19 protein-coding genes, 1 tRNA gene and 1 other RNA gene are annotated in these 23,490 nt (G+C 60.1%); 15 read left to right on the top strand and 6 right to left on the bottom strand.

Annotation, left to right across the window (positions count from 1 at the left end; genetic code table 11):
• Nucleotides 1–29: 29 nt before the first annotated feature.
• Nucleotides 30–731: a GntR family transcriptional regulator gene (locus I4W07_RS02690; RefSeq protein ID WP_050766156.1), complete on the bottom strand. Its 702-nt coding sequence runs from the start codon at nt 729–731 to the stop codon at nt 30–32.
• Nucleotides 732–924: 193 nt separating this feature from the next.
• On the opposite strand from I4W07_RS02690, the gene I4W07_RS02685 reads away from it, so the two are divergent.
• The 3 genes from I4W07_RS02685 (at nt 925) to I4W07_RS02675 (ending at nt 4,106) form a co-directional block, all read left to right on the top strand.
• A complete protein-coding gene (locus I4W07_RS02685; protein WP_196025534.1) occupies nt 925–1,959 on the top strand; it encodes a YeiH family protein in 1,035 nt (344 codons plus the stop codon).
• Nucleotides 1,960–2,228: 269 nt separating this feature from the next.
• Nucleotides 2,229–3,446: a helix-turn-helix domain-containing protein gene (locus I4W07_RS02680; protein WP_196025533.1), complete on the top strand. Its 1,218-nt coding sequence runs from the start codon at nt 2,229–2,231 to the stop codon at nt 3,444–3,446.
• A gap of 153 nt (nt 3,447–3,599) precedes the next feature.
• Nucleotides 3,600–4,106, top strand: a complete 507-nt coding sequence (locus I4W07_RS02675; RefSeq protein WP_196025532.1) for a hypothetical protein — start codon at nt 3,600–3,602, stop codon at nt 4,104–4,106.
• A gap of 55 nt (nt 4,107–4,161) precedes the next feature.
• Here the strand turns inward: I4W07_RS02675 and I4W07_RS02670 are convergent, their stop codons facing one another.
• Nucleotides 4,162–4,683 (bottom strand): nitroreductase family protein, encoded by a 522-nt coding sequence (locus I4W07_RS02670; protein ID WP_195503963.1) that lies wholly within the window; start codon nt 4,681–4,683, stop codon nt 4,162–4,164.
• Nucleotides 4,684–4,978: 295 nt separating this feature from the next.
• Between I4W07_RS02670 and I4W07_RS02665 the strand changes: the two genes are divergently transcribed.
• From I4W07_RS02665 to I4W07_RS02650, 4 genes are all read left to right on the top strand, one after another.
• The gene (locus I4W07_RS02665; protein WP_006235631.1) at nt 4,979–5,269 is read left to right on the top strand and encodes a hypothetical protein; all 291 of its coding nucleotides are present in this window, start codon (nt 4,979–4,981) and stop codon (nt 5,267–5,269) included.
• 180 nt (nt 5,270–5,449) lie between these two features.
• Nucleotides 5,450–5,950 carry a MarR family winged helix-turn-helix transcriptional regulator gene (locus I4W07_RS02660; RefSeq protein ID WP_196025531.1) on the top strand — a complete coding sequence of 167 codons (501 nt, stop codon included), beginning with the start codon at nt 5,450–5,452 and terminating at the stop codon, nt 5,948–5,950.
• Nucleotides 5,938–7,674, top strand: a complete 1,737-nt coding sequence (locus I4W07_RS02655; protein ID WP_196025530.1) for an ABC transporter ATP-binding protein — start codon at nt 5,938–5,940, stop codon at nt 7,672–7,674. The genes I4W07_RS02660 and I4W07_RS02655 overlap by 13 nt, the downstream gene beginning before the upstream one ends.
• Nucleotide 7,675: 1 nt before the next feature.
• Nucleotides 7,676–9,682: an ABC transporter ATP-binding protein gene (locus I4W07_RS02650; protein ID WP_196025529.1), complete on the top strand. Its 2,007-nt coding sequence runs from the start codon at nt 7,676–7,678 to the stop codon at nt 9,680–9,682.
• A gap of 112 nt (nt 9,683–9,794) precedes the next feature.
• On the opposite strand, the gene cysE is transcribed toward I4W07_RS02650, so the two are convergent.
• The gene (gene cysE / locus I4W07_RS02645) at nt 9,795–10,499 is read right to left on the bottom strand and encodes a serine O-acetyltransferase (RefSeq protein WP_195361461.1); all 705 of its coding nucleotides are present in this window, start codon (nt 10,497–10,499) and stop codon (nt 9,795–9,797) included.
• A gap of 223 nt (nt 10,500–10,722) precedes the next feature.
• Between cysE and I4W07_RS02640 the strand changes: the two genes are divergently transcribed.
• Nucleotides 10,723–11,361, top strand: a complete 639-nt coding sequence (locus I4W07_RS02640; RefSeq protein ID WP_138113555.1) for a DedA family protein — start codon at nt 10,723–10,725, stop codon at nt 11,359–11,361.
• 297 nt (nt 11,362–11,658) lie between these two features.
• Nucleotides 11,659–12,711 carry a branched-chain amino acid aminotransferase gene (locus tag I4W07_RS02635; protein WP_089573513.1) on the top strand — a complete coding sequence of 351 codons (1,053 nt, stop codon included), beginning with the start codon at nt 11,659–11,661 and terminating at the stop codon, nt 12,709–12,711.
• Nucleotides 12,712–13,270: 559 nt separating this feature from the next.
• Here I4W07_RS02635 and I4W07_RS02630 read toward each other — a convergent pair.
• Entirely contained in the window at nt 13,271–13,822 is a 552-nt protein-coding gene (locus tag I4W07_RS02630) for a LemA family protein (RefSeq protein ID WP_196025528.1), read from the bottom strand.
• A gap of 211 nt (nt 13,823–14,033) precedes the next feature.
• Between I4W07_RS02630 and I4W07_RS02625 the strand changes: the two genes are divergently transcribed.
• A complete protein-coding gene (locus tag I4W07_RS02625; RefSeq protein ID WP_196025527.1) occupies nt 14,034–14,618 on the top strand; it encodes a TetR/AcrR family transcriptional regulator in 585 nt (194 codons plus the stop codon).
• Nucleotides 14,619–14,620: 2 nt separating this feature from the next.
• On the opposite strand, the gene I4W07_RS02620 is transcribed toward I4W07_RS02625, so the two are convergent.
• Nucleotides 14,621–14,710, bottom strand: a tRNA-Ser gene (locus I4W07_RS02620).
• Between the two features lie 51 nt (nt 14,711–14,761).
• Here I4W07_RS02620 and tadA point away from each other — a divergent pair.
• Both tadA and ffs read left to right on the top strand, forming a co-directional pair.
• Nucleotides 14,762–16,543 (top strand): tRNA adenosine(34) deaminase TadA, encoded by a 1,782-nt coding sequence (tadA, locus tag I4W07_RS02615; protein WP_196025526.1) that lies wholly within the window; start codon nt 14,762–14,764, stop codon nt 16,541–16,543.
• A 364-nt stretch (nt 16,544–16,907) separates the two neighbouring features.
• An RNA gene (gene ffs / locus I4W07_RS02610) (signal recognition particle sRNA small type) lies at nt 16,908–17,003 on the top strand.
• Between the two features lie 351 nt (nt 17,004–17,354).
• Here ffs and I4W07_RS02605 read toward each other — a convergent pair.
• The gene (locus I4W07_RS02605) at nt 17,355–18,422 is read right to left on the bottom strand and encodes an LPXTG cell wall anchor domain-containing protein (protein ID WP_196025525.1); all 1,068 of its coding nucleotides are present in this window, start codon (nt 18,420–18,422) and stop codon (nt 17,355–17,357) included.
• Between the two features lie 215 nt (nt 18,423–18,637).
• On the opposite strand from I4W07_RS02605, the gene I4W07_RS02600 reads away from it, so the two are divergent.
• The 3 genes from I4W07_RS02600 (at nt 18,638) to bilS (ending at nt 23,226) form a co-directional block, all read left to right on the top strand.
• Entirely contained in the window at nt 18,638–20,491 is a 1,854-nt protein-coding gene (locus I4W07_RS02600; RefSeq protein WP_196025524.1) for an ABC transporter ATP-binding protein, read from the top strand.
• Entirely contained in the window at nt 20,492–22,351 is a 1,860-nt protein-coding gene (locus I4W07_RS02595; protein ID WP_196025523.1) for an ABC transporter ATP-binding protein, read from the top strand.
• A 323-nt stretch (nt 22,352–22,674) separates the two neighbouring features.
• Nucleotides 22,675–23,226, top strand: a complete 552-nt coding sequence (gene bilS, locus I4W07_RS02590) for a flavodoxin family protein BilS (protein WP_196025522.1) — start codon at nt 22,675–22,677, stop codon at nt 23,224–23,226.
• Nucleotides 23,227–23,490 lie beyond the last annotated feature (264 nt).

Genomic DNA, 23,490 nt, shown 5'->3' with positions numbered 1-23,490 from the left:
CCAAAATGAACCTGTCCCTTTTTGGCAGGTTAGCGGAGCTTGCTGGTCTCGAAGTACTCGGGGAACTGGTCCAGAACCTCGGTTTGGTTGCGGAACATCATGTGCAGGTGCTTGCTGACCAAAAAGCTCGCTTCGATGGGGTCGCGACCGGCGATAGCGCGGCGAATTTGCTTGTGCTCGTTCACGATGTCCTGATTGTCGAGAACCTGCGTGGCAGCGCGCAGCCAGCGGAAGCGCTCCAGGTCGGCATTGGTCTCTTCGAGCCACGACCACACGGTGCTGCGACATGCGATGCTAAAAATCATGTGATGCATGAGGTTGTCGCTCAAAAAGAAGCCGATGCGATCCTCTTCGGCCATGGCCTTTTCCTGCAGCACGATGGCGCGGTCGAGCTGCTCGATGCCGGCCGACGTGGCGCGCGCACAGCACTCCACAATCACCTGCTTTTCCAGATGTTCGCGGATGTAACAGGCGCTCTCGGCAAGGGTGAGGTTGATGGGTGAGACGTAGGTGCCGCTTTGGGGCACGGTGCGCACCAGGCCTTCCTGCGCCAAGCGAACCAAAGCCTCGCGCACAGGGGTGCGCCCCATATCCAGGTCGTCGCAAAGTTGCTTGACGCCCAGCTTTTCGCCCGGCTTGTAGTCCAGGTAGACGATTTTGCGTCGAATGGTGTGGTAGGACTGGTCCTGTAGGCTCGTTTCCTGCTCGCCGACGTGCATCGATTCTTCCATAGCGCCTCGCAACTGTTCTATCAAACTCATATGTCAGTTGTTAATTATGCCGCGAATCAGCTCTCCGCGGTGGGTAATTCGGCTGTTGCCTGAGAACTATTGCGGCATCTTAGTCTGTGTTTGCGCAAGGCTGCGCTCGATGTTGCCGTATCATAAGCCGTCGCAAACGTGAAATAGAAAGAAGGAATCCCATATGCAACTGGCAAATATCGTACGCGAGCGCTGGAAAGGCGTCTTGTTCTGCCTGATCATCGCTATCCCCGCGACGTTGCTCGGCAAACAGGTTGAGGTGGTCGGCGGGCCGGTATTTGCCATCCTTTTTGGCATGGTCCTGGCGCTCGTCTTTCCCAAGAATCGTCGCGAACCGCTCGCCGCCGGCGTTACCTATACGTCCAAAAAAGTCTTGCAGTACGCGGTTATCCTGCTTGGTTTTGGCATGAACCTCTCCCAGATTCTGTCCAAGGGCGCCCAGTCGCTGCCGATTATCGTGGCGACAATCTCGACCTCGCTTGTCATCGCCTTTGTGCTCTGCCACGTTATGAACGTGCCGGGTAAGATCGCGACGCTTGTGGGTGTGGGTTCGTCGATTTGCGGCGGTTCGGCCATCGCTGCGACCGCACCCGTCATCGATGCCGACGATCGCGAGATTGCCCAAGCTATTTCGGTCATCTTCCTGTTTAACGTTATCGCGGCGCTCGTGTTTCCGACGCTCGGCGGCATGCTCGGGCTGACCAACGAGGGCTTTGGCCTGTTTGCCGGCACCGCCATCAACGACACCTCGTCGGTAACGGCTGCGGCGAGCGCCTGGGACAGCATGCATCCCGGCGCCAATGTGCTCGAGAGCGCCACGGTGGTCAAGCTCACCAGAACGCTGGCCATTATCCCCATCACGTTGGTCCTCGCATGCTGGCAGATGCATCTGGCGCGCAAGGCCGGCGGCGACGCCAAAAGCACGTTCTCGCTTAAGCGCGCGTTTCCCATGTTTGTGCTGTTCTTTGTGCTGGCGAGCGTAATCACCACGGTGTTTCAGCTTCCCGCGTCTTTTACGGCGCCCATCAAGGAGCTGTCGAAGTTCTTTATCGTGATGGCCATGGCGGCTATTGGTTTTAATACCGATATCGTCGAGCTGGTCAAAAAGGGCGGCAAGCCCATCGCGCTGGGCTTTTGCTGCTGGATTGGCATTGCGTGCATGAGTTTGGGAATGCAACACGTACTGGGAATCTGGTAGAGAAGTAGCTTGTTTGCGTGCTGCGTGCTGGTGAGCGCATTCTCACGGTGGAGCGATAGGAGCTCTTGCGGGTATGGCTTGTCCGCAGGTTTATAAGTCCCGAAGAGCTCTTATCGCCCCGCCAGGATGGCGATGCGGGGCAACACCTATACTCGCAGGACGGCGCTTTCTGCCCTATAGTGTTTGGTGAGCAATATCGTTCAATTTTGAAACACTCGGTCGTGCGACCGTCGGCGGTTGCACGTCGCTGCGGACAGGGGGGGCAAATCATGGATAGCGATGCCAAGTTGAACATCTTGACCGATGCCCTAGCTGCTGCCGGGGCCTCGGCATTGGCAATCGATGCGCGTGGGGACGTCGCGATCTCGACCATGAATGACGCGGCGCTCGAGCGGGATGTGGCGGCTTTTATTGCCGAGCGTCTCGACCGTATAGGAGACGGCGCGCGTCTGGTTATGGGGCGTGCGGGTACGCGCCTGAGCCTGACCGTTCGCCCCACCGACAAAGAGGGCGGGGGGCTTTGGGTCGTCGTGGTCCGCGAGGTGCGCGGCGCCGCGGCGCATGCGGGCATCGAGTGGCTCAACGCCGACGAGGTTGAGGCCCGCTACGAATCGAGCGCGTACGGCATCGTTGAAGGGGCGGCCTCGGTAGCTGCACCGGTTGCCGAGAGCTACGCGCGCGGTGTGCCCCTTATGCTCGAGGGTGAGCTGGGAGCGGGTCAGGTTGAGATCGCCAAGCGCCTCTATCTGGACGGTCCTTTTGCCGATCAGCCCTTTGTTTCCGTCGCGCTCGATGAACTCACCGATCGCGGTTGGCGCCATGTGCTCAAAAGCGCCGAATCGCCGTTGTTCCAAACAGGGCTGACCCTTTGCATTGAGGGCTGGAACGCGGTTGGCCCTCAGCGCCTTCGCGAGCTGGTCTCCACGATGGCCGACACTGCGTTGGCGACGCGCTGCCATGTGGTGCTGACGGCGAATGATATGCCGGGCGGCAGCGAAAGTGATCAGGCTGCTTTTGTGACTGAGCGCTTCGCCTGTGCGGTGAGCGTGGCGCCGGCAATCGCCGAGCAGGGAGCCGCGTCGACGAAGGTCGCGCGCTATTTGGAATATCTCGCTGATGCATTTGGGACGGCAGCGCCCACGCTGTCTGCCACGGCGACGAAGACGCTCGATGCTTACCGCTGGCCGCGCAACTATCTGCAGCTCCGCGAGGTCTCGGAACGACTGTATATATTGGTGGGGGCGGGCACGGTGGACCGCGCTGTGGCGGAGGAAGTACTCGCCCAAGAGGACGTGATTAAGACCGCAACCTTTGGCGCCCCGACACTCGAAAGCGACCTGTATATCCTGCGACCGCTGGCCGATACCGAGCGAGATATCGCGCATCTGGTTGTAGATCATCTCCACGGCAATCGGACTCGTGCGGCAGAGGTGCTGGGTATAAGCCGTACAACGCTGTGGCGCTTGCTGAAGGACGATGACCGTTGAGCGAGGCGCCCGTGACCGCGCGCGACGCGTGTGCTACAGTCCAAAGCGTTATTGTTTCGATTTGGTTACGGCGTGCGAGGGCATATGGCTGAGACTTCAAAACCGAGCCGCAGAAGGCGGAGTGCCGCGCCGGTTAACCGACGCACAACATCGGTGACGTGGGGTAAACACGCCTCGGGGTTTGATGGCTCGTTCAAGCGCACTAAATACGGCTATCCTTCGGCAAGCGCCCGCTTGGCAATGCAGGCAGAGTCCTCGCTGTGGGGCCGCAAACGCGTGGTGGGCTCAAAGCTCAAGCACGACGGAACGCTCGGTTACATCAGCCGCGGGGCGGCTCGCCGCAGCGGACTCAATCCGGCTGGTTGGCACCGTTATGTTCCGATCGCGGTCGTCGTTGCAGTGATCGTCATCGCGCTCGCGGCGCTCGGATATGCCGGCGGTGGCGCCAACTTGGACGCAGTGTTTAAATCGCCCGAGCTCGCGCATGCAGGCACAGAAGTTGTCGAGGGCGCACAGACCCAGACGGGCGTCGCGCCCCAGCGCGGCATCGTCGCGGCGGCCTCCACCATCGCCGATGCGCAAAAGGACGAAGACAAGCAAGGCGACGACGCCGAAACGGCCCAGACAAGCGAAGCGACGACAACTCAAATATCAACATAGCTTGCCGGCAGAAGGGGACGTTCCTTTTCTGCCGGCAGTTTGGGACACTCCTGCGCTACCTAACGTACACCACGTTGTCGCGGCGCGGCTTTGCCTCGGGTAGCGTGTCCTCGGCGTAGCCAAGAATGCAGTTACCGACACCGCGCAGACTGCCGTCGGCGGGCAGGCCCCAGCTGGCCAGCAGCTCCAGGCCCTCGGGCGAGTCAAAGACCTCATGCGCGCGGTGAATCCAGCACGAATCGACACCCAGCGCATAAGCGGCGTTGAGCAAGTTGCCCATGGCGAGCGAGCCGTCTTCCAGATGTGTGGGCACGCTGCGGTCAACCAGCACCACCACAACGGTCTTGGCGCCATAGAAGGGGTCGCTGTTGCTGCCCATGACTTGCGCGTTGAGCTGCGAGAGACGCTCGACGGTCGCGGGGTCGGTGACGGCGACAAACGTCACCGGCTGGCGGCCCATGCCGCTCGGTGCATATTGGCCGGCTTCGATAATACGTGCAAGCTTTTCGGCCTCGACGGGACGATCGCTGTAGTTGCGGCAGCTGCGGCGGTGAATGAGTGCTTCGATAGTCTCCATGGTGTCTCCTTGCGGTGGCGTTGCAGATGCCCCGTTCATACCCGTCGGGCTCAAACGATAGACGGTCAATTGCCCGGCCAAAAGGATAGATTCCAATTGGGAAAGTAGGTTTGCATAAAAGTACCTTCAGAATGTGACAAACAAATGGGATGGTTAAACGTTTTATCCCGTCTACCCTGCGGTTTTTTACCACTTGCCTAAATGACGAACGCATAACCTCTGATAAAGGTTTTACTAAAGGAGTACCAACGTTTATCAACGCGCCGTGGTGGCGCCGGGCCAGGAGGTAACTATCATGTTCCAGGCTGGAGATGTCGTCGAGACCGACTTCGAAGGATTTCTGAAGCTGCTGCGTTCCAAGACGCGCGCTTTCGTGTCGATCAACGATCACGAGTACTACATCACGCACACCGATGGCTATTGGCGTGTTCAGGATTGCGAGGCCCTCAACGACAAGGGCCACTTTACTGACTGCTCCGAGCTGGTCAACACGGTCTGCGAGGTCGTCGAGCTGCCGTGGATTGCCGGCAAGAGCCTGCATGACAGCTTCTCGGGCGCTACGGTCTATGAGGCCGTCGCCGCCTAACAGGCAATAAAACCCGATTTTCACGTGACCGCTGGCGCCGCCCCCGCGCCGGCGGTCTTTTTCTGCCGATAGGCCATAAAAATGCACGCATTCGCGGAGAGCCTGTTGACGATAGTCAAAACTCGGACTAATGTAGAGATATAAATTGGTCAAAACTCGGACTATCGAATGGTGGGAGAGATGAATAGTGCAGTTAGCCTGGTCGATTTCGACCGGATGCTCAACGGGCTTGACCGTATCTATTCGGAGTTCGCGCGCGGCTGCGGTCTTTCGGACTGCGCTTACTGGATGCTCGTCGATACCAGCACGGTGGGCGGCAGTATTGCCGTAAGTCGTCTGACAAGCGAATGGTTCTACAGCAAACAGACCATCAATTCGGCGATCAAGACGCTTAGGGCGCGAGGGCTTGCGACGTTGGAGTTTGCCGAGGGCAGTCGTAAGAACAAGGTTGTGCGACTGACCGAAGAAGGCGTGCGGTTTGCCAAGCGCTACGCGTTGCCGGCGCAAAAAGCCGAGCAACAGGCATTCGAGGCGCTCGAGCCGTGGGAGCAGCGCGAGATCATGCGCTTGGTCGGTAAGTTCTCCCATGTTCTGAACGAAGAGTGCGAGGCATTTAAACGGCAAGTGGCCGCCGAGAACGAGGCTGACGATAAGGGCGAGGGGGACGCATGCGACTCTTAATGAGATTTATGAGGCCGTACCGCGGTCTGATTGCGGTGACGCTGTTTGCGGTGCTGATAGATAACGTCGGTACGCTGTTGGTTCCCACGATGCTGGCGAACATGGTCAACACCGGTATTGCCACGGGCGATGTCGACTATATATTACGCAACGGCCTGTACATGCTTATCGCGACCGGCATGGCCAGCGGCGGCACGGTGCTGGGCTGCTATCTTTCAGCGCGCCTGGCCGCCAACGTGGCCTGCGATATCCGCAATGCCGTGTACGACAAGTCGCTCGAGCTGTCCGCCAGCGACTTTGAGCGCTTTGGCATGGGTTCGATGATCACACGCTCGCTCAACGACATCAACGTGATTCAGCAAGCTGTCCTTCAGACGATTCAGCTGGTGTTGCCGGTGCCGTTCTTGGCCGTGGCAGGCATCATTTTTGCTTGGTTCATCGATCCCGCCATGGGCACGCTGCTGGGCGTGGTCGTTGCGATCGTGCTGGTGGCGGCGGTCTTTACGGTGGCTAACGCCGCGCCGATCTTTATGCGCCTGCAGAGCTTTATCGACCGCATGAACGTGGTGCTGCGCGAGAACATCGTGGGCGTGCGCGTCATCCGCGCATTTAACAAGGAGCGCCACGAGGAGCAGCGCCTGGACGAGGTGTTTAGCGATTACGCGGCCAACGCCATCAAGGTCAACCACCTGTTTGTGGGTCTCGACAGTTCCAGCTTCTTTTTGATGAATATCGCCGAGGTGGCGGTGCTGTGGGTGGGCGGCAACCGCGTGGGCGTCCACGCCATGCAAATCGGCAGCATCTCGGCCGTGTTGGAATACGCGATCCTGATCCTTTTCTTTGTGATGATGGCGCAGATGGTGATTCTGACGCTCCCGCGCGCTGCGGCGTGTCTCAACCGTGCGCAACAGGTGCTCGAAATCGAGCCGAGCATCGTGGACGGCAAGCGCACGCTAGATACGTGCGCGGCGGAGCCTGTTGACGGTACCGATGCGGTTGCCGTGTTCGACCATATGTCGTTCCGTTTTGACGATGCCGACGAGGACACTCTGTGCAACCTGAGTTTTGCCTGCCGCCGCGGACAGACGACCGCGATCGTGGGCTCAACGGGCTCGGGCAAGTCAACGGTGGCCAAGCTCCTGCTTCGCTTCCACGATGCAACGAAGGGCGCCATTCGCCTGAACGGCATCGATCTGCACGACCTTTCGCAAGGTGAGATTCGCGGGCATATCGCTTACGTGCCGCAGAAGGCGTGGCTGTTCTCGGGCACCGTTGCAAGCAACCTGCGCTTTGGCAACGAAGGCGCGACTGAGGCTGACATGCTCCATGCGCTGGAGGTTGCCCAGAGCACCTTTGTGCTCGACCAGCCCCAGGGGCTCGATACGCCGGTGGCCCAGGGCGGCACGAACTTCTCGGGCGGCCAGCGCCAGCGCCTGGCCATTGCTCGCGCACTCATGAAGCGCGCCGATCTATATATCTTCGACGATAGTTTTTCGGCCCTGGACTTTAAGACTGATGCCGCCCTGCGCCATGCGTTACAAGATGAGACACGTGACGCAGCGGTGCTCATCATCGCGCAGCGCATCTCGACGATTTTGCACGCCGACCAGATTGTCGTGCTCAAGGACGGCGAGGTTGTGGGCTTGGGCACGCACGAGGAGCTTATGGAAACCTGCGAGGTGTACCGCGCCATCGCGGAATCGCAAATGAAGGGAGGTGAGTAGCATGGCCGAGGAGCTCAAGAAGCAGAGCGGCGGTGATGGCGCCGTTGCCGCGGGGCTGGTCGAGGAAACGGCTGCCGTGGCACCCGAGCTGGATGACGCCGCCAAGGCTGCAGCCGAGCGCGAGGCTCGCCGCCAAGCGCTCTACGAGGAAAACGAGCGCGCCGAGGACGAGCGCGCCCGCGCTGAGGCAGAGCGCATGCGCGATGTGGACGACGAGGACGAGGACGAGAAACCCCGCGACACCTGGGCGACGGTGCGCCGCCTGTGGAGCGAGGCTGCCGGCGACCATTGGCGCTTCTATATCGTGTTCGCGAGTATTGTGTTCTATGCCATCTTTAACACCGCTGCGCCGGCATATAGCGCCCGTGTGATCGATGAGCTGTGGGGCCACATTCAGGTGGCGTTTGCCAACGATACCACCTTCAACATCACCTGGGAGAACTGCGGCAGGACCATCTTCATCTACTTTATGATTTGGACGGCCGCCGCTTCGTTCTACGCGCTCCAGAGCTTTTTGATGTCGAGCGTGGCCGAACGCCTCAACCTGCGCCTGCGCAACCGCATCGCGCAAAAGCTCAACCGTCTGCCGCTCGCCTATTTTGACGCGCATCGTCCCGGCGAGGTCGTCAGCCGCGCGACCAACGACCTGGACAAGATGTCCGAGAGCATGCAGCGCGGATTGCTGCAGCTGCTCGTGTCGATCGGCACGGTTGTTGGTGCTGTGAGCGTGATGTTCGTGTTCAGCGTGCAGCTTACGCTCGTCTTTCTGTTCTTTACGGCACTGTCGCTGCTGGTGACGAAGGTCGTCTCGCGCCGCACACACGATGTGACGGGCGAGCGCCAGGAGTGGGTGTCCAAGATTACGAGTGCGGTCGAGGAAGGCTATTCGGGCCGTCTGGTGATCCGCGCGTTTAACCGCGAACGTCAGAGCTCCGCTGAGGTGCACGAGGCTTCGAAGGAATTGGCTCGTGTGAGCACCAAGGCCGACTTTATGATCAATGCTGTCGGCCCCGCGGTGCGCTTTATCGGCCGTTTGGCGCAGATCGTTATTGCGCTGGTGGGCTGCAGCATGCTGGTTGCCGGTCACATGACCGTCGGCGTGTTCCAGGCGTTCTTCCAGTTTATCTACGAGGCGTCCGAACCCATGACGCAGCTGTCGTTTACCTTCAACTCGCTGCAGAGCGCGTTGGCGAGTGCGGAGCGCGTGTTCGACCTGCTCGATGAGCCCGAGATGGAGGCCGATCCGCTGCCGGACAAGGCCGCCAAGCTGCCGGGTCGCGTGGAGGGCCGCGTCTCCTTTGAGCACGTGCGCTTTGGTTATTCGCCCGACAAGCTGCTTATGCGCGACGTGTCGTTTACCGCCGAGCCGGGCCAGAAGATTGCCGTGGTGGGAACCACGGGCGCAGGCAAGACGACGCTCATCAACCTGCTCATGCGCTTCTACGAGATTGACGGCGGGCGTATTACGCTCGACGGCGTGGATACGAGCCGCATGGATCGCGGCGAGCTACGTCAGCAGTTTGGCATGGTGCTGCAAGACGCCTGGCTGTTCGATGGCACGATTGCCGAAAACATCGCCTACGGCTGTCCCGAGGCGACGCGCGACGAGATCGTGGCCGCCGCTCGTGCCGCGCAGGTCGACTTCTTTGTGCGCACCATGCCGCAGGGCTACGACACGCGCGTGGCCAACGATGCCGAGAGCATCAGCCAGGGCCAGCGTCAGCTGCTGACCATCGCACGCGTGCTGCTCAACAACCCGGCGATTCTCATTCTGGACGAGGCGACCTCAAGCGTGGATACGCGTACCGAGCTTGCCATCGGTCGTGCCATGGACGCGCTCATGCGCGGGCGTACGAGTTTTGTGATCGCGCACCGCCTGTCGACGATTGTGGATGCCGACCTGATCTTGGTCATGGATCACGGCAACATTATCGAGCAGGGCACGCATAAGGAGCTGCTGGCTGCCGAGGGTGCCTACGCCGACCTCTATCTGAGCCAGTTCGCATAATGTGACAAAGGGACAGTCTCTTTGCCACATCACAAATAAGGCGCGCCGGGGATGAATTCTCTGGCGCGCCTTCTTGCGTTGATGCCGATGTCGTTTTGTGCCGCTTGCGTTCCTAGCGCTCGTCCACGAGCTTGGCGACGAGGGCCTTGAGCTCGGCCACCTCTCGCTCGAGTTCTTTGACGCGGCGGGCGTTCTCGGTGATGCCTTGGCGGTTGAGGGCACTCTGCTCGGCGGCGTCATCGGGCATGTACTCGCGATGCTGCTTGGCGTCGAAGCTCTCCTCGAACACGCGGCAGCCGTTGCGCTTGATGATGCGTCCCGGCACGCCCACGACGGTGCAGTTGTCGGGCACGTCCTTGACGACGACCGAGTTGCCGCCGATCTTGACGTTGTTGCCGATGCGGATGTTGCCGAGCACCTTGGCGCCCGTGCCCACGGTGACGTTGTTACCCAGGGTGGGGTGGCGCTTGCCGGTTTCGTTGCCGGTGCCGCCGAGCGTAACGCCCTGGTAGAGCACGCAGTTGTCGCCCACAATGGTGGTCTCGCCGATGACGACGCCCATGGCGTGGTCGATAAAGAAGTGCTTGCCAATCTGTGCGGCAGGGTGAATCTCGACGCCGGTGATGTGGCGGGTGATTTGAGATAGCACACGGGCGAGCGAGCGATGACCGTGCTCCCAGAGCCAGTGCTCGGGCACGTGGTTCCACTTGGCGTGCAGACCAGGATAGGAAAGGAAGATGACCAGGGCACTTTGCGCGGCGGGGTCTTGCGCTTGGACGGTCTTGATGTCCTCGCGAATGGTATTGATAAAGCTCACCGGCCGCCCTCCCTTAGCGCCATGGCAATGCGATTCAATAAAGTATAGCGATTCGCTAGGGATTAAAAAGGACAATCTTGGCGGCTTTGCGCTACAAGTGTCAGTTATGCAAACTTGCTGGTAATGGAGTCATGCTTTTGTGGGGTTGCGCACGAGGGGACGCCGCAACCGTATACTGGTCAACTTGGACGTATCCGCGCCCACAACTGAGAGGTTTTACTTCATGGGTTTCATCAATTTTATCGCCGAGCTGCTCAAAGACCCGCGCACCGCGATCGCCAGCTGGATCGCCGCCGGCCCGCTTATGGCCTACGGCTGCGTGTTCCTGATCATTTTCATTGAGACAGGCGTGGTGTTCTTCCCGTTCCTTCCCGGCGATTCGCTGCTGTTCGCCTCGGGTTTCTTCGCCCACAACGGCGGCTTTAACATCGTGGCGCTTCTGGCCACCGCATGGGCCGCGGCCATCCTGGGTGATCAGTGCAACTTTATGATCGGTCACTTCTTTGGCCGCAAGATCATCGCTTCGGGCAAGGTCAAGGCCATGACGCCCGAGCGCATTAAAAAGTCCGAGGACTTCTTGGACAAGTGGGGTCACCTGGCCATCTTCCTGGGTCGCTTCTTTCCGTTTATCCGCACCTTTGTGCCCTTTATCGCTGGCATGGGCGGCATGCACTGGCGCAACTTTGTCGTCTTTAACGTGCTGGGCGGCATTACCTGGTCGACGGTCTTTACGCTGCTGGGCTACTTCTTTGGCGGCATTCCCTTTGTGCAGGAGCACTTTGAGCTGCTGATTATCGGCATCGTTGCCGTGTCGATCATCCCGACCGTGGTCGGTCTGGTTAAGGCCAAGCTGGGTAAATAGAACGCCTAGCTCGAGCCAGCGCGCAGACCGTACAGTTGAGGCCCGTCACCGCTTACGGTGGCGGGCCTTTTTGCTTCGGTCAAATGAAAATACTTTACTTAGTTAAAGAAAAGCGTTTTATCAGACGCGTGCGGGGAGTACAATCTCGTGCATGCGAATCGACGTGCCATCGGCTTTGATGCTGCTCGCGTGTCCCGTCCGGCTCTACGCTCCGGGCGTGCGACGTTGCGACGCGGTCGGCCTCGGTCCTTGCGTGCGGGTTCGCGAGTATGCAACTGTGTATGTAAGGAGCGACATATGACTGTCGAGAAGAAGGATATCGATTGGGGTAGCCTCGGCTTTGGCTACATGAAGACCGATTACAGCTACGAGGCTCATTGGAAGGATGGCGAGTGGGACGAGGGCGGCCTGACCACCGACCACACCCTGCATGTCTCCGAGTGCGGCGGTATCTTCCATTACTGCCAGGAGGTCTTTGAGGGCCTGAAGGCCTACACCGCCGAGGACGGCAGCATCGTCTGCTTCCGTCCCGACATGAACGCTGAGCGTATGTATAACTCTGCCCAGCGCCTCGAGATGCCCCCGTTCCCCAAGGACAAGTTCGTTGAGGCCGTCAAGCAGGTCGTTTCTGCCAACGCCGCCTGGGTTCCGCCCTTCGGCTCCGGCGCGACCCTGTACGTGCGTCCGTTTATGATCGGCTCCGGTGACGTGATCGGCGTGGCTCCCGCTCCTGAGTACACGTTCCGCATTCTCGTGACCCCGGTCGGTCCGTACTTTAAGGGTGGCCTCAAGCCCGTCAAGCTGCGCGTTTCCGAGTATGACCGTGCCGCACCGCACGGCACCGGCAACATCAAGGCCGGCCTCAACTACGCCATGTCCCTTAAGCCCACGATGGAGGCCCATCGCGAGGGCTATGCCGAGAACCTGTATCTCGACTCCGAGTCCCGCACCTATGTCGAGGAGACCGGTGGCGCCAACGTCCTGTTCGTGAAGGAGGACGGCACCCTCGTCGTTCCTCAGTCGCACACCGACTCCATCCTGCCCTCTATCACCCGTCGTTCGCTCGTTCAGGTTGCTCAGGACCTGGGCATGACCGTCGACCAGCGTCCCGTCGAGTGGGCCGAGGTCAAGGCCGGTACCTTTGTCGAGTGCGGCCTGTGCGGCACCGCTGCCGTCATCTCCCCGGTTGGCGAGATCGACAACAAGGTTTACGGCGCCGACGAGACCGTGACCTTCCCGGCTGGCTACACCGAGATCGGTCCCGTGATGAAGAAGCTTCGCGAGACCCTGACTGGTATCCAGTCCGGTGCTGTCGAGGACAAGCACGACTGGGTTTACACCGTCGCGTAATTTGTCTTACCTATCCGGGCAGAGAACAAGTTCCCTCCCGGCGCGTCCTCGGACATGCAAGAAGCCCTCGCTGCGCACTTCGTGCGGCGAGGGCTTCTTGCGTCCTGCGGAGTGCGCCGGGAGGGAACTTGTTCTCTGCCCTGCGGGTTCGGCGATGTCACAACGGGCAATGATTAATCTGAATAAAGATGGTGCGCGGCCTTTTAGGCCGCGCTTTTGCTTTGCTTCGCGCCATGTGGGGGCGGTGGCGACGTGCATTTTTGCGAGTATTCTGCAATCGAAGGCCCCTGCATACCGGCCTCGGGCAAAAAATCGGGATTTCTCGATGTTTTCTACGAATGATGGGCGGGGTTATGGGCTGACAGCGTTTGGTTTGCAGGGATATTCGCGGTCTTTGGCATTTGCCGTGGCGCCCGAAGCTCTTGGTTATGTTGAATACTCCTAAAAATGCACGACGCTTAGAGGGGGACCTTTGCGAAAAAGGAAACCGCCCCGTCGAAGTATGCATTCGACGGGGCGGTTTATGCATTTGGCCGATTAAGGATGCGCTGTCAAACTACTAGAACTTGACGGTCGGGGCCTGGCGGGCTGCTTCGGCGGCCTCGAAGCCCTGGCGCTCCTTAAACTGGAAGATGCCGGCAAAGATGACAGCCGGGAACGTCTGAATGGCGTTGTTGTAGCTGAGCACGCAATCGTTGTAGCCCTGGCGTGCATAGCTAATCTTGTTCTCGGTATCCTCGAGCGATGCCTGCAGCTGCGTAAAGTTGGTGTTTGCCTTAAGATCGGGATAGGCCTCGGCTACGGCGAAGAGCTGGCGCAGCGCACCAGTCAGCACGTTGTCGGCTTCCATCTTTGCCTCGGGCGTGGTGGCCTTGACGGCGGTGTTACGCGCGCTGATCACGGCGGAGAGCGTCTCCTGCTCGTGCTTGGCGTAGCCCTTGACGGTCTCGACCAGGTTGGGGATCAGGTCGTTGCGGCGCTGCAGCTGCGTATCGATGTTCTGCCAGGCGTTGTCGATGCGGTTACGCTTGGTGACCATGTTGTTGTAGATGCCGGCGATGGCGCAGACAATCACAATGACAACAACGATGCCGATGATGACGGTAATCATGATGTCTCCGTTTCGAATGGCCGCGGCGGCATGCGCCAGCTGCCGTTGGTATAACGCTACTAGTATACCCGCAACGTTTTGCCGTGCCGAACTTTCCGGTAAGCGTTGTGTTTTCGGCGGGGTTGGCACCGGGACAAAGCGCGCGAGGTACAGGTGTAAGATATGCGACAGATTGACGAGTGTTGTCTTTGCCCTGAGGATGGCGATACCAGTGGACCTTCGCATTAAGAAAACCTACCGCGCCCTGTTCGATGCCTTTACCGAGCTTCTCGAGGAGCATCGTTTTGAGGACCTGACGGTTGCCATGCTGTGCGACCGCGCCATGATTCGCCGCACGACGTTCTACAAGCACTTTCGCGACAAGAACGATTACTTTGCCTTTTATATCGATGAGCTCATGTCGGGCTTGCCGCAAAAACAGCCCGATGAGGCCGGCGCGGTGTCTGCCGAGGACGTACGCGCGCTTCGACACGCGATTTTGGACGATGCCATGGATTTGATTCTGACGCACGAGCGGCTCATGGATAACATTTTGGCAAGCAGCATGTCGGGTATGTTGACCAACGTTATTTGCGACCGCATTGCCCGCTCCATCCGCGAGCGTGTGATGAACGTGCTTGCCGAGGATGCCCTGGCCCCCGTGTCACTCGAGACGACGTCTGAGTTTATCGCCGGTGGCATTATTCGGTTGTTCACAAATTGGTGGGAATCGGGCCACGATCTTGAGCGTCGACCCGAGATGGCCGACGTGGTCGATGCACTGTTTGAGCGGACCATGACGCCGGTGAATCACTAAGGTGGCGGAGAGAGGGGGATTCGAACCCCCGGAACGCTCTCGCGCTCAACGGTTTTCAAGACCGCCGCATTCAACCGCTCTGCCATCTCTCCGTGAGTCGTAATGATAGCATCGTTTTGAATTTGCAACAGGGAAGGCGAACGATGACGATCACCGAAATCGACGAGAAGTTCATGCGCGAGGCGCTGGCGGAGGCGCGCGACGCCGCTGCGGTGGGCGAGGTGCCCATCGGAGCCGTAGTAGTGCGCTCGGGCGAGGTTGTCGCGAGGGCGCATAATCGCCGCGAGCTCGACCAAGACCCTTCGGCTCATGCCGAGTTTTCGGCCCTGTGTGCCGCCGCTCAGGCGCTTGGACGCTGGCGTCTTTCCGATTGCACGGTCTACGTAACGCTCGAACCCTGCTGTATGTGCGCGGGGCTTATGGTTAACGCGCGTGTGGGGCGTTGCGTGTATGGCGCGGCCGATGCCAAGGCGGGCGCGCTGGGCTCGCTGTGTGACCTCAATGCCGATTCGCGCCTGAACCATCGGTTTAACGTAGATGCCGGCGTGCTGGCGGATGAGTGTCGTGAGGTGTTGAGCGACTATTTTAGTGGGCTGCGTGGCACCGATGGTGCTGGCTGCGGTTGTGGGGCCGATCTTGAGGCGCACGCCGCTCATGCCGAGGCACTCGCGTGTGCCGAAGATATTGCCGTTGAGGCGGCCGACTTTGGCCCCGTGCAGCGGCGGCCCCGCCGTGTGCTGCTGGCGATCGACTCCTTTAAGGGCAGCGTTTCGAGTGCGCAGGCGGAGGCGGCGGTTGCCGAAGGCGTGCGCCGCGTTTGGCCCGATGCCGAGGTGTGCACATTGCCGCTGGCGGATGGCGGCGAGGGGACGCTCGGTGCCGTTGCCGCGTGCGGCGGTGAGATTGTGACCTGCGAGGTGGCAGGTCCCTTGGGCGACCGCGTGTCTGCCCGGATGCTGGTGGACGACGAGCGCGACTCGGCTGTAATTGAGATGGCCGAGGCGGCGGGTATTGGGTATTCACCCTGCACGGAATCGGCGGCGCTTGCGGCTTCGACCTATGGCGTGGGCGAGCTGATGCTCCGTGCGGTTCGCGCCGGGGCAAAGACTATCTATATTGGTCTGGGCGGCAGTGCCACCAACGACGGTGGCGCCGGCATGCTGCATACCCTGGGCGCGCGTGTGGTCGATGATCAGGGATGCGATGTCGCCCCCGGTCTTGCCGGCCTTGAGCAGGTGGCGAGCGTTGATTTGGCGCCAGCTCTGCAGGCTTTGGATGATGCTCGTATCGTTGTGCTTTCCGATGTCGAGAATCCGCTCGTGGGGCGTCGAGGCGCACTGGCGGTGTTTGGCGGGCAGAAGGGCCTGCCGGCGGATGATGTCGAGGTGCTGCGCAGATACGACGGCTGGATGGTCGGCTACGGTCGCCTGCTCGATGCGGCAATTTTCGAGGCGCGAGCCCAGGGGTTGTTGCGCACACCCGAGAACGCACGGACATTTGGCTCGGTGCTTGGCGTGCCCGGCGCGGGCGCTGCCGGTGGCTTGGGCGCGGCGTTGCTGGCGCTCGGCGCGGAGCTACGCTCGGGCGTGGAGACGGTGCTCGATCTGATTGGGTTTGACGAGCGCGTACGCGATGTCGACCTGGTCATTACAGGTGAGGGCAATATGGACGAGCAATCCGCCGCCGGCAAGGCACCGGTGGGCGTGGCCCGTCGTGTGAAGCGATATGGCAAGCCGGTGATTGCTGTCGTGGGCGGTCGCGCTGACAACCTCGATGCGGTGTATGGGCAGGGCATCGACTTGGTGCTTCCGATCTGCCGCAAGCCCATGCCCCTCGACCAGGCGCTCGGTGTGCAAGAAGCCACAACCAACCTCATCTGCGCCGGCGAGGCAGCTGCCCAAGCCTATGACCTCGCTCGCCTCTAAAACCAATCCGAAGTTGGATGCCCTGAGCTTTGCATCGGACCGTCTGCCACGAAACGTGGCCATCTACTACGTTTAACCGGCCATCCTCGACCATCCCGGAATTTGCAAAAACAAAACCGCAGGTAGAAAGCTTGCCGATTTTCGAAAAAGCACGCTATGGTTGACCTCTGTGACCAAAACGTAGTAGATAGGCCCTTTTCGTGGCACGGCACCAGATCAGTCTATTTAGGATGGGGCTTACTTGACTACTTTCGCCACCCTGATGCCCCTCCAGTCAAAAAGTGGTCAAAAAAGCCCCGTCCCAAATTAGCTACCTTGCTCTGGTGGGCGGGAGCAGGTAAGATATACCGAGCGCCTAGCGCGTTCGATGGGTTCGGATGACGACATGTTCCGAATCTGGTCAGGTCCGGAAGGAAGCAGCCATAAGGAGCCTCTGTCGGGCATCCGAATCCATCGAGCGCACGGGCGCTTTTTTGGTGCCGCGACATGGCCCGGCCGGCGGCGAGGTATTTGGTGTCTCGCTGGTCCTCGGCTTCGCCTGCGGGATCGCTCGACTACCAAACACCTCGCCGCCGGCCGGGCCCCGTCGTCCAAAAATCACCCGTAAAGGCGCGTTTATCTAATTAAATCTATCCCTTGCGGAATGCGACTTGCTGGTGTTGTCTGGGCATTGAAGGCTATGTGGTTCAAGAGGCGGCGGTGCTGTTGCTTGAATTTTTGCAGTTAAAGAGGCTCGTTTCCCTAGGTTGGGGAAACGAGCCTCTTTTTGTCTCTGGGCTTGTGGATTGGTGAAGGCAGAATGCTCTGTCGGCTATTTTGAGTTCCTGATGCGGCGTGTGGCTGTGGCGGTTATTCCGAGTCCCATGGCGGCGATTCCTGCGAGTGCTATTGCGCTCGGTGCTGTGTCGCCCGTGTTCGCGAGCTTGCCGGCGGTCGTATTTGCTTGCTTGCCGCTGCTCGAGTTCGCCTGCTTGGTGGAGCTTGGTAGGGCGTCTTTGCCGGTTGCAGGTGAGGCAACGGGCGGTGTCGCCTCGGCGGGTTGCGTTGAGCCGGAGGGGGGCGTCGTCTCGGTCGGTTTCGTTATCTCGGGCGAGGTGGCCTTGTCTGCCGCGGCCTTTGCCTCTTCGTATGCCTTGCAGGCGTCGTCATAGGCCGTTTGCGCTTTTTTCAAATTGTCGAGGAGCGCATCTCGCCAGGCTATGAACCGGTCGATATCGGCTTTATATTTCTCTACAGCACGTTCACAGTCATTAACTCGTCTTTCCTCTCTTCTGAGGCGGTACTGGAACTCGCGGAGCTCCGTTTCGCAATAGTTTACGTGCGTTTTTGCCGATATGATCTCACTGTGCAACTGCTTTATTTGCTGTTTAGTAGTTTCGACAAACTCCTCGTAGCCGAGTGCTTCGAGTGTCTTAAGCATCTCATGTTTCTTCTCTAATTCTGCCTGGAGCTCGCTTACCCGGTTGATGGCCCCGTCGTATTTGGCTTGGGCAGCATCGACGTCCGCTTGCATGGTGGGAAGGAGTTCCCTCCCTTCGGCGGCTTGCGCCGCCATCTTTTCGCGGTACTCTTGAAAACGGGTAATGTCATCATTGAATCTCGCAATTTTCTCGGGACTTGCGGCGTTTTTTGCGGCCTCGAGGTTTTTGAGCGCTTCCTGCATGGCTGCATACGCTTTTTCTTTTGCGGCGGCCGCGTCTTCTGTCTGCGGGGCGCCCGAATTGCCGTTGGTGGCGCTCGTCTGCGAAACGGCCGCACCGGTGGGGGAACTGGTTTCTGCCGCGATCGCCGTTGCGGGGGCGATTCCCGCGACAAGTGCCGCGGAAAGGGCGATGCCCACAGTTGCTCGTCTTGCTCTTCTTGCGAGAATGTCGTTCATCTCGGCACCTCATTTCAAGGGTCGGCGACTAACTTGGTAGCACTAATGTAAGTATACCAAGCGGTCGACCCGACACTGGCTGGGCGTGCGCGTGCCTTTCCGCTTCTTTGGAAACCGAATCCCATTAGAAATGACGAGTTGTTTACGCTTCTTTTGGGGTGGCGGTACTATCATGGTTCGAATTGAATGTGGATGATGATAGGGAGCGCCTATACATGATTGAGCTGCTCAGGCGTTTTGGCGGTAAGTTTCGCCGCTATATGGTGATTGGTCCTGCGTGCAAGCTGATCGAAGTGATCTTTGACCTGCTGACGCCGCTGGTGATTGCCCAGATGATTGATAAGGGTATCGGCGCACACGACGTGAACGCCGTCGTCCACTACGGTATGGTACTTGGCGCCATGGCTGTGATCGGCATCTCGTTTACGCTCGTCTGCCAAAAGATGGCGGCGCTCACCTCGCAGGGCATGGGCACCGACATTCGCGGCGCGCTCTACCAGCACATCAACAAGCTGAGCTATGCCGAACTCGACCGTTTTGGCACGCCGTCGCTCATCACGCGCATTACCAACGACGTCAACCAGGTGCAGCTCGCCGTGGCGCTGGGCGTGCGCATGCTCATCCGCTGGCCCTTCCTGGCGGCGGGCTCCATGGTCGCGGCCCTTGCCATCGACCTTAAGCTCGGCATCATCTTTTTGATCTGCACGCCCGCCATTGGCCTGGTGTTCTGGGTTGTCATGGCGCGCTGTATTCCGTACTACAAGCAGCTGCAGGCAAAGCTCGACCGCATCGCGCTTATCTGCCGCGAAGGCCTTTCGGGCGCTCGCGTGGTCCGTGCGTTTGTGCGTGAAGATCACGAGCGTGAGCGCTTTGCCCAGGCGGCCGATGACCAGGCACATACCGCCATCGCGGTGGGCAAGCTCTCGTCGATTCTCAACCCCGTCACGTTTCTTGTGATGAACCTGGGCGTGTGCGCCATCCTGTGGGTCGGCGGCATCCAGGTCAACGTGGGCGAGCTCACGCAGGGTCAGGTCATGGCGTTCGTCAACTACATGACGCAGACCCTCACCTCCATCGTGTATGTCGCCAACCTGGTCGTGGTCTTTACCAAGTCGAGCGCCAGCGCGTCGCGTATCAACGAGGTGCTCAATTGCGTGCCGAGCATCACCGACGGGGGCAACCAGCCGGTCGCACTGCCCGAGCCGGGCAATGTCGCTCCCGTTCCTGCGTTGAGCTTTGACCATGCGAGCTTTTCGTTTGGCGTGGGCGCGGCAAATGCCGTGAGCGATGTGACGCTGGAGCTGCCGCTGGGCAAGACGCTCGGCATTATCGGCGGCACGGGCAGCGGCAAGTCCACGCTCGTTTCGCTTATCCCGCGCCTGTACGATGCGAGCGCTGGCAGCGTGAGCGTGATGGGCGCCGACGTGCGCGCCTGGCCGCTCGACCAGCTGCGCCATGTGGTCGCGACCGTCCCGCAGCGCGCGTCGCTGGTGAGCGGCACCATCCGCAGCAACCTGACCTGGCGTGACGAGTCAGCGACCGACGATGAGCTCTGGGCGGCGCTCGATATGGCGCAGGCCAGCGAATTCATGCGCAACAAGCCGCAGGGGCTCGATGCCCCGGTCGAGGCGGGCGGTAAGAACTTCAGCGGTGGCCAACGCCAGCGCCTGACTATCGCGCGTGCCTTGGTTGGTTCGCCTCAGATATTGATCATGGATGACTCCGCGTCGGCGCTCGACTTTAAGACCGACGCGGCGCTTCGCCATGCCATTCGCGAGCGCAGCATGCGCGGTGCCGCCAAGGGCGGGCTGCCGCTGACCACGGTGATTGTGAGCCAGCGCGTCTCGACCGTGCGCGATGCCGACGTGATCTGCGTGCTCGACCACGGCTCGGTTGCCGGCCTGGGCACACATGACGAGCTCTATGCGACCTGTCAGCTCTATCGCGAGATTTGCCAGTCGCAGCTGCGCCGCGAGGAGCTTGAGGGCCAGCGGGGGAGCACAGCGCCCGCGCTCGCCCCAGGTGCCCCGACCGCCCCCGCATCCGTCTGCGCAAAGGAGGGCTGCTAAATGAATCCGTACACTTCCTCCGGTTCGGTCGCCACGATGACGGCCAACGTGTCCGGTAACGATAGCCTCAACGACCTGGGCGACGGCCCGCGCCAGCCTGGCGACCCCGAGCGCTATCCCGTGGGTGCGGTGACCCGCCGCCTGCTGGGCTATGTTCGCCCGCACCGCGTCTCGTTTACGGCATCGTTTGTGAGCGCCGCAATCTCGGTGATCTTGCAACTCTATACGCCCATCCTCATTGGCGAGGGCATCGACCTTATCGTCGCCGCCGGACAGGTGGACTTCGATGCGCTGCTGCCGCTTGTCACCAAGCTCGCGATTGTCGTCGTGGGTGCTGCGGCCTTCCAGTGGCTGCAGGGCTACTGCGTTAACCGTCTGTCCTACGAGACGGTGCGCGACATGCGCGTGGAGGCGAGCGACAAGCTCGGCCGTATGCCGCTCAGCTTTATCGACGGCCATGCCCACGGCGACCTCATGAGCCGTGTGGTCAACGACGTCGACCAGGTGGGCGACGGTCTGCTGCAGGGATTCACGCAGCTCTTCACCGGTGTTATTACCATTGTGGGCACGCTCGCGTTTATGCTCTCCATCAACCTGACCATGACGCTCGTTGTGGTGCTCGTCACGCCGCTTTCCATCTTTGCGGCCGGTGCTATCGCCAAGCTTTCCAATAAGAGCTTCACTGCTCAACAGCGCATCCAGGGCCAACTCGGCGGTCATATCGAGGAGTATGTGGGTGAGCAAAAGCTCGTGGACGCCTTTGCCTACGGCCCGAACGCCCAAGCGCGCTTCGCTGCCCTCAATGCCGAGCTTTACACCGCGGGTGAGCGCGCGCAGTTTATGGGTTCGCTCTCCAACCCCGGTACGCGCTTTATTAACAACATCATCTATGCCGTGGTCGCTGTGATCGGCTGCGTGGGCGTGATCACGGGCGTGCCCGCGGCGCTTACGGTGGGCGGCGTGCAGATTTTCCTGTCCTATGCTAACCAGTACACCAAGCCGTTCAACGAGGTCACCAACGTCATTACGCAGATCCAGACCGCGTACGCCTCGGCGCGCCGCATGTTCGCGCTGCTCGATGCACGCGAGCAGGAGCCCGATGCGCCAGATGCCGTTGAGCTTGCCGCCCCGCAGGGCGAGGTGACCTTTGAACACGTGGACTTTAGCTACGTTCCCGACCGCAAGCTGCTGCAGGACATCTGCATCGAGGCTAAGCCCGGCATGCGTTTTGCCCTGGTCGGTCCTACGGGCTGTGGCAAGACAACGCTCATCAATTTGCTGCTGCGGTTTTACGATATCGATGCCGGACGCATCATGGTCGATGGCCGGTCTTCGCGTGATTACACGCGCGCGAGCCTGCGCCGTGCCTTTGGCATGGTGTTGCAGGATACGTGGCTGTTCGAGGGCACGGTGGCGGAAAATATCGCCTACGGCTGTCCCGACGCCACGCGCGAGCAGGTCATCGAAGCCGCCAAGCGCGCGCACGCGCACAAGTTTATCGTGCAGCTACCAGGCGGCTACGATACGGTAATCGGTGAGGACGGCGGCACGTTTAGCCAGGGCCAAAAGCAGCTGCTGTGCATTGCGCGCGTCATGCTCACCGACCCGGCTATCTTGCTGCTGGACGAGGCGACCTCGAGTATCGACACGCGCACCGAGCTGCAAGTGCAGGCGGCATTCGACGAGCTCATGGCCGGTCGCACAAGCTTTGTCGTGGCGCACCGCCTGAGCACCGTCCGCAACGCCGACTGCATTCTGGTGATGCGCGACGGGCAGATTATCGAGCGCGGCACGCACGACGAGCTGCTAGCGGCAGGCGGCTTCTACGCCGAACTCTATCGCAGCCAGTTTGCCCAGTGAGCAAGCCCGTGGGGCAAATTAATCAGGTTTGTTTGTCCCATAGAGCGATCTTGTTATATAGCGTTCTACCAGCGCGTGAAACATTTTGACGATACTCCGTGACACAATTTGACGGCGTTTTGTGAAACAGTTTTTCGGCCATTCGTGAAACGTTCTGCGGCGGTTTCAATCCGAAGTACATACTGTTCGAAATCTGTCCAAAGATGTCGTCTGCGTCGCCAATCGACAGACGGTGGTTTACATCTGTTACGTTAGTACTAAGATATTCATCTAATAAATTGCAATAGTGGCTTTAGTTTTGGGGGAAACGAGGCAACGTGACTATGACGTGCTCTTTGGTGGTTAACAGCAAGAGCGGTAATACCAGGATGGTTTCGGGTGCGATCAAGCGCGCTCTGCAGGCTGCGGGCGTTGAGTTTGTCCACGCTGCGGCGTTGAGCGACGATGCGGATGCAGATCAGGTTGCGCTCGAGGCGCAGGGCGCCCGCGTGGCCGACACGGTGCTCGTTGGTTTTTGGTGCGACAAGGGCGCGTGCACGCCCTCGGTCGCGGCGTTGCTCTCCGCCTTGCACGGCAAGCGCGTGTTCCTGTTTGGCACCTGCGGCTTTGGGGCCAGTGAGGAGTATTTTAGGCAGATTATCGATCGCGTGACCTCCAATTTGGCCAATGATGCCGAGCTTGTAGGCTGGGCGATGTGCCAGGGCAAGATGGGCCCCGCGGTCAAGCAGCGCTACGAGGCCATGCTCGAGCAAGATCCCGAAAACGCCCGATTTAAGATGCTACTCGACAACTGGGTTGCCGCAAAGGATCACCCCACCAAGGAGGATCTGGATAACATGGCTGCAGCCGCCAAGAAGGCCGTGCTGGGGGAGTAGCTCCCATCGCTGACGGCGGTCGGTCCATCTTTCTAAATGAAACGTCCTCCCGGGCGTCGGGGCACGAAGTTCCCTGCTCTACAGTCCTGCGCAAGACGAAGGCCACATTAAGTGGCCTTCTTTGCGTGCGGAACTCGCGATGAACTTCGTGCCCCGCCGTCCGGGAGGACGCCTCTTTATTGATGGGAGGCCTGATAGGTCGATGGTTCCGTGCCCGGATGCGTCCAAAGTGGGACGGGCTTTCCGGATGGGCAGGCTTTCGAA

This window comes from Collinsella aerofaciens, assembly GCF_015670745.1.
Classification (GTDB): Bacteria; Actinomycetota; Coriobacteriia; order Coriobacteriales; family Coriobacteriaceae; genus Collinsella; species Collinsella aerofaciens_T.
This window is presented reverse-complemented; position numbering and strand designations above follow the sequence as displayed.